7 protein-coding genes and 2 pseudogenes are annotated in these 7,377 nt (G+C 70.3%); 4 read left to right on the top strand and 5 right to left on the bottom strand.

All coding sequences use genetic code 11. The features are described from left to right. The 4 genes and pseudogenes from G6022_RS11965 to G6022_RS11980 form a co-directional block, all read right to left on the bottom strand. Positions 1–500, bottom strand: a pseudogene (locus G6022_RS11965) (hypothetical protein); the annotation flags it as partial. A 391-nt stretch (positions 501–891) separates the two neighbouring features. After that, complete coding sequence (locus G6022_RS11970) at positions 892–1,719, bottom strand: hypothetical protein (RefSeq protein WP_182640027.1); 828 nt, start codon at positions 1,717–1,719, stop codon at positions 892–894. After that, entirely contained in the window at positions 1,716–2,432 is a 717-nt protein-coding gene (locus tag G6022_RS11975) for an ABC transporter ATP-binding protein (RefSeq protein ID WP_241731192.1), read from the bottom strand. The genes G6022_RS11970 and G6022_RS11975 overlap by 4 nt, the downstream gene beginning before the upstream one ends. Position 2,433: 1 nt before the next feature. Beyond that, the gene (locus G6022_RS11980) at positions 2,434–2,829 is read right to left on the bottom strand and encodes a GntR family transcriptional regulator (RefSeq protein WP_182610037.1); all 396 of its coding nucleotides are present in this window, start codon (positions 2,827–2,829) and stop codon (positions 2,434–2,436) included. A 203-nt stretch (positions 2,830–3,032) separates the two neighbouring features. Here G6022_RS11980 and G6022_RS11985 point away from each other — a divergent pair, with 203 nt between their 5' ends. Beyond that, complete coding sequence (locus G6022_RS11985; protein ID WP_179525725.1) at positions 3,033–3,194, top strand: hypothetical protein; 162 nt, start codon at positions 3,033–3,035, stop codon at positions 3,192–3,194. Positions 3,195–3,226: 32 nt separating this feature from the next. On the opposite strand, the pseudogene G6022_RS11990 reads toward G6022_RS11985, so the two are convergent. Beyond that, positions 3,227–3,539 (bottom strand): annotated as a pseudogene (locus tag G6022_RS11990) (hypothetical protein). A gap of 96 nt (positions 3,540–3,635) precedes the next feature. Here G6022_RS11990 and G6022_RS11995 point away from each other — a divergent pair. The 3 genes from G6022_RS11995 to G6022_RS12005 all read left to right on the top strand — a co-directional run bounded on the left by G6022_RS11995 (position 3,636) and on the right by G6022_RS12005 (position 7,304). Then, complete coding sequence (locus tag G6022_RS11995) at positions 3,636–5,027, top strand: flavin monoamine oxidase family protein (RefSeq protein WP_347237877.1); 1,392 nt, start codon at positions 3,636–3,638, stop codon at positions 5,025–5,027. Next, on the top strand, positions 5,015–6,034 hold the full coding sequence (locus G6022_RS12000; protein ID WP_182610039.1) for an AraC family transcriptional regulator: 1,020 nt from the start codon (positions 5,015–5,017) through the stop codon (positions 6,032–6,034). Before G6022_RS11995 ends, G6022_RS12000 begins: the two co-directional genes overlap by 13 nt. Before the next feature lie 94 nt (positions 6,035–6,128). Next, a complete protein-coding gene (locus G6022_RS12005) occupies positions 6,129–7,304 on the top strand; it encodes a hypothetical protein (RefSeq protein WP_241731193.1) in 1,176 nt (391 codons plus the stop codon). The last annotated feature ends 73 nt before the right edge of the window (positions 7,305–7,377 follow it).

A 7,377-nucleotide genomic window follows, 5' to 3' on the forward strand; every position in this document is an offset into this window, starting at 1 on the left:
GGCGCCGGTGGCGGCGGGGCGACCGGCTGGGGCGAACTGGCCGGGAGGGGAGCCCTGCTCGGTGACGGGGAGTCCGTGGAGGAGGCGACCGCGGCGCGGGCGGGTGCCGTCGTGGTGACGGTGCTGGTGGCCGGAACCGGTGTCGCCGCCGGGGCGGGTGAGACCTCGGCGGCGGGCATCAACCCCATGGACCCGACGACGAGGGCGAACGCGGCCGAGCCAACCACCGGCCATCGCCGCGAGACCGGCGTCAGTGGCGTGTGCCACGCCAGCGGGGCGAGCGCATCGGGGGCGACGTACCCGGCCATCGTCTGCTGGGCCAGCGCGGCCTGCGAGTCCAGCCGATGGTCCTCGTCCGCGTGCGTCCTGTCCCGGTTCTCGCAGTACAACCACCAACCGCCCGGCAGGATCAACGCTAGGCCGAACATCGCGAGTGCCGCGACCGAGGCGAACCCGTCCCCCACCGAGGCCGCCGCGCCCAGGAGCGTCAGTGCGCCCACACCGACACCGGCCCAGGCCAAGACCTGCTTCCACACCGGGGGCCTGAGATACGTCGGCTCAGTCAGAGACGGGTGCGACGTGGAGGGCAGGACGATCGGCATGAGAGGAGTTCTTTCCGGGAGGCGAGGGGGTCCTCACAGGGGAGGTCGCGCCACCGAGCCGGCTGCGACGCCCCGGCGAGCGACGATGTGAACACTACGCCGCCCCGGCCCCGGAACCAAAGGTTATCTTATACGCACCGGTCCTCGCGGCCGTCTCGGGCGCGCTGGCTGGGATCAGCTCGACGAGTTCGAGGGGGGACGAGTACCGTCGTGTCGTCATCGAGGCCCGTCTGCAGGGCGGGAGCACGGTGCCGGCCCGGGTCCACGGACGGCCCGTGTGGCGCACTGCTCACACCAGGGCCACCCTGTGGTTCCACGACCGCGCCGTACGCCACAGGCAGAACACCACCAACACCACCGACGCGGCCAGGAAGCCGACGGGCATGACGTCGTCGCTGGCGGCCGCGCCGGCGGCCAACTCGCCGATCATGTCGAAGCGCACGAACTCCAGCGAGCCCCCGGCGCCCATCGAGATGCCGAACGGCAGAGCGATCATCGCCATCAGCGAGAGCAGCTGTGTGACCACGTAGACCAGGACGAACACCACGACCGGCCCGCCGGCACCCAGCGCGGCCAGCCGTCGCTCGTGCCCGACCGAGACCGAGAAGTAGTAGTAGACGGGCCAGATCAGGAACGACCCGAGTGTCACGAGCACTCCGGCCGCGATCATCCAGGCCGGTGCGGCAGTGGTCACCGTGGTCCACGCGTCGGACAGGACGGAGTACGACGGCGAGGTGAGCCCCGACTGGCGGGCGGCCGCCCACCACGTGAGCAGCGCGAGCCCGGCGGTGAGGACGAGCGCGGCCAGGGAGGCGGCCATCGCCCACATCAGCTTGGTCCAGAAGATGACCGACCCGCGGACCGGGATGGAGTGGGTGAAGTACCCGGTCCGGCCGTAGCCGGTGCGCCAGTAGTCGGCGGCCAGGGTCAATTGGACGGCCGGGACCGCCACGACCGCGGCCAGCATGCCCAGCGCCAGCCCGAACTGGGACAGCAGCGGCCACCCTGCAGCCCCGAGCAGACCGCCCAGGACGCCGACGAGAGCGGTCACTCCGAGTGTCGTCCCGAGGGCCCCGCGTGTGCGCAGCCACTCGTGCGTGAGCAGTGTCGTCGTCATCGGTAGGTCTCCTTGAAGATCTGGTCGAGGCTGGCGGCGTGCTGGCCGCGGAGGTCGTCGGCGTGGCCCTGCAGCAGGACCCGGCCGTGGCGCATCATCACCGCGGCGTCGAGGATGGGCTCCAGGTCGTGCACCAGGTGCGTGGAGATCAGGAGCAGGGAGTCCTCGGACAGATTGCGGACGATGCCGTCGAGGATGAGCTGACGCGCGGCCGGGTCGACACCGGAGATGGGCTCGTCCAGCAGGAACACCCGCGCGTCGCGGGACATGGCCAGGGCGATCTGCACTTTCTCGCGCATGCCCTTGGACATCTCCTTGAGGCGCGCGGACTCGTCCAGACCGAAGAATCCGACGAGGTCGCGGGCCTTCTCGGTCTGGAAGTCGGCGAAGAAGTCGGTGTAGAGCCGCAGGCAGTAACTCACGCGGGCGGAGTCGGGCAGGAAGCTGGTGTCGGGCAGGAAGGAGACGATCGCCTTGGACTCGGGGCCCGGGGCGTGGCCGTCGATCCGCACTGTGCCGGAGTAACCCGCGAGCACGCCGGCGAGGATCTTGAGGAGCGTGGTCTTGCCGCAGCCGTTCTCGCCGAGCAGTCCCACGATCTGACCAGGAGCGAGCCGGAGGTCGAGGGCGTCCAGTGCGGTGGTGGTGCCGTACCTCATGTTGAGACCCGTGGCCTCGACGAGTGTCGTGGCCGGGCTGGCGGTGGCCCTCATGTCAGGCACCTCCGTCGTGCGCATGGGCAGTGGTGTGGTCATGGTCGTCCCATCTCGTGTCGAGTAGTGCTCGCGCCCTGTCGTGGGTCATCCGCAGGCCGCGGACCCGCCGGATGAACTCGTCGGCGGCACCGGCGGCGAGGTCGGCGCGGACCTCGTCGATCCGGGCGTCATCGGAGGTGACGAACCTCCCACTGGCGCGCTCGGACCGGCACAGCTCGAGCCGTTCCAGCTCGGCCAGCGCGCGCTGCGCGGTGTTGGGGTTGACGCCCAGATCGGCCGCCAACTCCCGGACCCCGGGCATCTTCGCGCCCGTCGGCCACTCCCCCGTCACGATGCGCCGCGAGAACTCCTCGACGAGCTGCACCCAGATCGGGGATGAGTTGTCGAACTGCATCGCCGCCCCATTCCGTGTTGCTGTATTAGGTGCTTAATACAGTGACACTCCGACGCGGCGAAGTCAACGCGGGTCGCGGCGAAGTCAACGACGACCACGTTGCGTATACCCTAGGGGGTATGTATTCTCGGCAGCGAGGCTCGGACGGCACCACACACCGACCGCGGACCTCGCGACCATCCCACGATCAGAGGAGTACGACCATGTGCCGACCCGCAACCTGCAAGACCTGTGGAAAGACGACCTGGGCCGGGTGCGGAATGCACGTGGACCAGGTGATGTCCGGCGTGCCCAAGTCCCAGCGGTGCCCCGGACACGCCACCGCGCCCAAGGAGGGGTTCCTCGCGAAGATGTTCGGCAGGTAGCCGGTCACTGCGCGCGGATCAGTGCGCGCGGATCAGTGCGTCAGAACGACCTTGACCCCGACGATGGTCGCTGCGACCACCGTGAGTGCCGCAGCACTGATGAGCCGGTTCCGACTGGGCCGCTCGCCGTTGAGCCGGCCGATCACGAAGACGATGCCGCCGATCCGCACCAGCACGGTGGGCTCTGCCAGCAGCAGTGCGGTGCGGTGCTCGAGAACTCCGAGCCAGGACCAGGATGTTGCCGTAGATGTAGGCGCTGATCCGGCTCGCCGCGTCGGACCGCTCCAGCGGCGCGCCCCTGGAGAGCCATGAGTTGCGCGGCAGGGAACGCCCGTCCGTGTTCATGACGACAAGCGTGACAGACCCCGGGAGTCCGGGGCACCGAGTTCACCGTCCCGCCCCGGGCCACCGGGGGCGAGGAATACTGTGAACACGCCTGCGATTCGGTCGGCCGTGGGGAGGCGATGGGTGGACTCATCAGAGGATGTGGTGGTCGTCGGCGCCGGCATCGCCGGATTGGTCGCCGCACGCGAGTTGACCCGCGCGGGCCACGAGGTGCAGGTCCTCGAGGCCCGGGACCGCGTCGGGGGCCGTCTGCTCAACGCGACTCTGCCCGGCGGGGCTCCGATCGAGGTCGGGGGGCAGTGGGTCGGCCCCTCCCAACATCAGATCCTCGCCCTGATCGGTGAACTGGGACTGCGGACCTTCCCCACCCACGTCGCGGGTCGCCACATCGCCGAGGTGGGCGGGGCCAGGTCGGACTACTCCGGCCGGATCCCCCGCCTCGATCCCGTCACCCTGGCCGACATCGCACAGACACAGTGGCGTCTCGACCGCATGGCCGCCCGCATCCCGCTCGCGGACCCGTGGCGCGCGCCCGGCGCCGATCGCCTGGACTCGCAGACCTTCGACACCTGGCTCAGGCGCACTGCCCGCACCCCGCGGGGCCGCGGGTTCTTCCGTCTCCTCACGGAGGCCGTGTTCTCGACCGGACCCGAGGACCTGTCCGCACTGTGGGCGGGGTTCTACATCGGTGCCGCCGGCGGTACCGATGCGCTGATCGACACCGCCGGAGGAGCTCAGCAGGACCGCGTGGTGGGAGGGGCGCAGACGATCGCGATCGAGATGGCGCGGGAGCTCGGTGATCGCGTGCTGCTGGACAGCCCGGTCACCGGGGTCGAGTGGGACGCCGCGGGAGCCCGCGTCCGGTCCGGCGACCGGGTGGTGAATGCGCGGCATGTGGTGGTCGCGGTTCCACCGCCCCTGGCGTCGAGGATCCGCTACTCCCCCGGCCTGCCCGGCGACCGCGACCAGCTGGTCCAGCGGATGCCCATGGGCCGGGTGATCAAGATCAACGTCGTCTACCCCGAGCCGTTCTGGCGTGCCGACGGCTGGAGCGGGCAGGCGAACAGCGACACCCGACCGCTGGGCACCGTCTTCGACAACACCCCCCACGCGGGCACATCGGACGGCGCCGTGCCCGGCGTCCTCGTCGGATTCCTCGAGGGCCGCCACGCGGACCGGGGCTCGCGCGTGACCGCCGCCGACCGTCGCGCGCAGGTGCTCCAGGATCTCGCCGGATACTTCGGCCCCCGGGCCCTCAGTCCCGTCGACTACATCGAGCGCGACTGGGCCGAGGAGGAGTACAGCCGCGGCTGCTACGGCGCGTTCGCCGCGCCCGGGACCCTGACCCGCTTCGGCCCCCACCTCCGCCTCCCCGTCGGCCCGATCCACTGGGCCGGCACGGAGACCGCTACCCGCTGGGCCGGCTACATGGACGGGGCGGTCGAGTCGGGCCGGCGGGTGGCCGGGGAGATCGTGTGCAGCCGCTGATCCGCGCCGCCAGTCTGCGCGGATTCGGCCCGCTGGTCAGCGAACTCGGCGGAGACCCCGACCGGCTGCTCGACCGGTACGAGATCGCGCGCGAGGTGCTCGCGGACGACGACGGGCTGGTGTCGATCACCGCGCACGACCAGATGCTCGACGCGGCCGCCGCGGAGTTGGGTTGCCCCGATTTCGGGCTGCGGCTGGCCGATCGGCAGGACGTCTCCATCCTCGGACCGGTGGCCCGGGCGGTCCGCTCCAGCTCCACCGCCACCGAGGCACTCGAGTGCGCGGCGAGGTTCCTGTTCGTCCACAGCCCCGCGCTGACGATCGGCGTCGACGACGACCCGTGGGACCGGCGCGGCGTGATCGCGCTGACCTACCGCAAGCAACTCTCCGAATCGCCGTACTCCCCGCAGGCCATCGAGCTGGGCCTGGGCCTGTTCCACCGGATGGCTGTGCAACTGCTCGGGCGCAGTCCGGGTCTCCGGTCCGTCGAGCTGCCCCACGGTCCACTGTCGCCCGTGGACCGCTACCTGGACTTCTTCGGCGCCGACATCAAGTTCGACCGACCCGTGGCCGCGCTGTGTGTCGAGCGCCGGATCCTGGACGCCTCGTTCGACACCGCGGACGAGGAGATCCGCCTGGCCGCCCTCGAACACCTGGCGGGGTCGTACTCCGACCCCACCCGGTCGATGTCCGGACGGGTCCGCCGGGCGGTTGCCGAGAGCCTGCCCGGGCGGGTCCCGTCCCTCGCGGAGGTGGCGGCCTCGCTGGCGATCGGGCCCCGGACCCTGCAGCGCCACCTCGTCGTCGAGGGCACCACCTACGGTCAGGTCATCGACGACCTGCGGCGAGACCGGTCGCACCGGTTCATCACGACCACCGACCTGTCCTTCACCCAGATCGCCGACCTGGTCGGCTTCTCCGAACAGTCCACGCTCAGCCACGCCGTACGTCGGTGGTTCGGCCTCTCCCCCGGCGGACTACGGCGCCGGGCAAGACTGTCGCGCTGAGACAAGTTTTCTTCCCGCGGGAACCGGATCCTGAAAGCAGCCGCCAGAACCACGGCACCCGGAGAACCACGGCGCCCGTAGTAGTACAGGAGCGATGATGCTGCGCGACCACCAGCTGAGTGACCAGAAGCTGCCGGAAGACTCGTCCGAGCAGATGCTCGAGCAGATCGGCGCGCGGTCGATCCCCGAGTTCGACGGCGTCCACGACGTGTGGCCCCGCGGCGAGCGCCTCCGGGCCGTGCGCGCGGCGGCCGCCGAGTACAAGACGCGCTTCGTGCAGCAGGGTCAGGTGCGGGCCGTGCAGTCCGTGGACGTGGCCGCGGCGCCGTACCCGGTCAAGTACGCCTTCAACAACGCGGTCTCGGTCCCCAGCCTGCCGCTGATCACCATGATCAACCGGATGATCGTGGTGCAGTACGACGACTGGAACGGCCGTCCCCGCACCCTGGTGTTCGAGCCGACCGTCCCCGCCGGGTCCGCCGAGGCGCCCTTCTACGACAACCTGCAGACGCTCGTCGACCGGATCCCCGGCGGCACCCTGGCCATCAAGCTGCTCCTCAAGTACTTCAACGAGCCGGACCAGGCGCTCGCCAAGGTCGGGCTCACGCCGCAGGACGTGGACTTCTGCACGTTCGACCACCTCCACGTGCAGGACCCACGCATGATCCTCGGCTCGACCGAGGTGATCCCCGGAGACACCGCGCCCCGCACGCCACTGTTCGGCGACGCCAGGCTGCTGGTCCATCGGCGCGAACTGGCCACGCTCGAGGACCTGCACCCGATGCAGTGGGCCTGGTACGTCTCCGGCGGGCTCGGCGGGGTCGACCGGTCCAAGTTCGCGGTGTTCGACGGGGACATCGAGCTCGGCCCCGGCATCGCGCTGATGTGGACCCCCGGCCACACCGACGGCAACCACTCGCTGGTCATCAACACCCCGGACGGCGTCTGGGTCTCCTCGGAGAACGGCATCTCCCTGGACAACTGGCAGCCGGAGCTGTCCCGGATCCCGGGCGTGCGGCGCTACCACGAGAAGTTCGGTCGGGAGATCTGCCCCAACGCCAACACCCTCGAGGACTCGCTGGACCAGTACGACTCCATGATCAAGGAGAAGACCATGGCGGACCGGTGTCCCGGTGACCCGCGCTGGTTGCAGATCCTGCCCTCCACCGAGTTGGTCTCGTGGAAGCGTTTCTGGCCCGTGGTGCCCACCTACTGCCACGGCGGCATCTCCTACGGTCGGATCCGGTCCGGACTGAGAAGCGAGAAGTGACGACGACGACGAGGTCACGCAGCGCGCTCGTGACCGGGGCCGGACGCGGGCTGGGCAAGGACATCGCCCGGAT

Origin of the sequence: Dietzia sp. Cai40 (assembly GCF_014145165.1) — a bacterium.
Classification (GTDB): Bacteria; Actinomycetota; Actinomycetes; order Mycobacteriales; family Mycobacteriaceae; genus Dietzia; species Dietzia natronolimnaea.

What these genes read in the sequence shown, in the direction of transcription:
- G6022_RS11980 (WP_182610037.1), bottom strand. Translation starts at nt 2,829, where the DNA reads ATGCAGTTCGACAACTCATCCCCGATCTGGGTGCAGCTCGTCGAGGAG.
- G6022_RS11975 (WP_241731192.1), bottom strand. Translation starts at nt 2,432, where the DNA reads ATGAGGGCCACCGCCAGCCCGGCCACGACACTCGTCGAGGCCACGGGT.
- G6022_RS11970 (WP_182640027.1), bottom strand. Translation starts at nt 1,719, where the DNA reads ATGACGACGACACTGCTCACGCACGAGTGGCTGCGCACACGCGGGGCC.
- G6022_RS12005 (WP_241731193.1), top strand. Translation starts at nt 6,129, where the DNA reads ATGATGCTGCGCGACCACCAGCTGAGTGACCAGAAGCTGCCGGAAGAC.
- G6022_RS11985 (WP_179525725.1), top strand. Translation starts at nt 3,033, where the DNA reads ATGTGCCGACCCGCAACCTGCAAGACCTGTGGAAAGACGACCTGGGCC.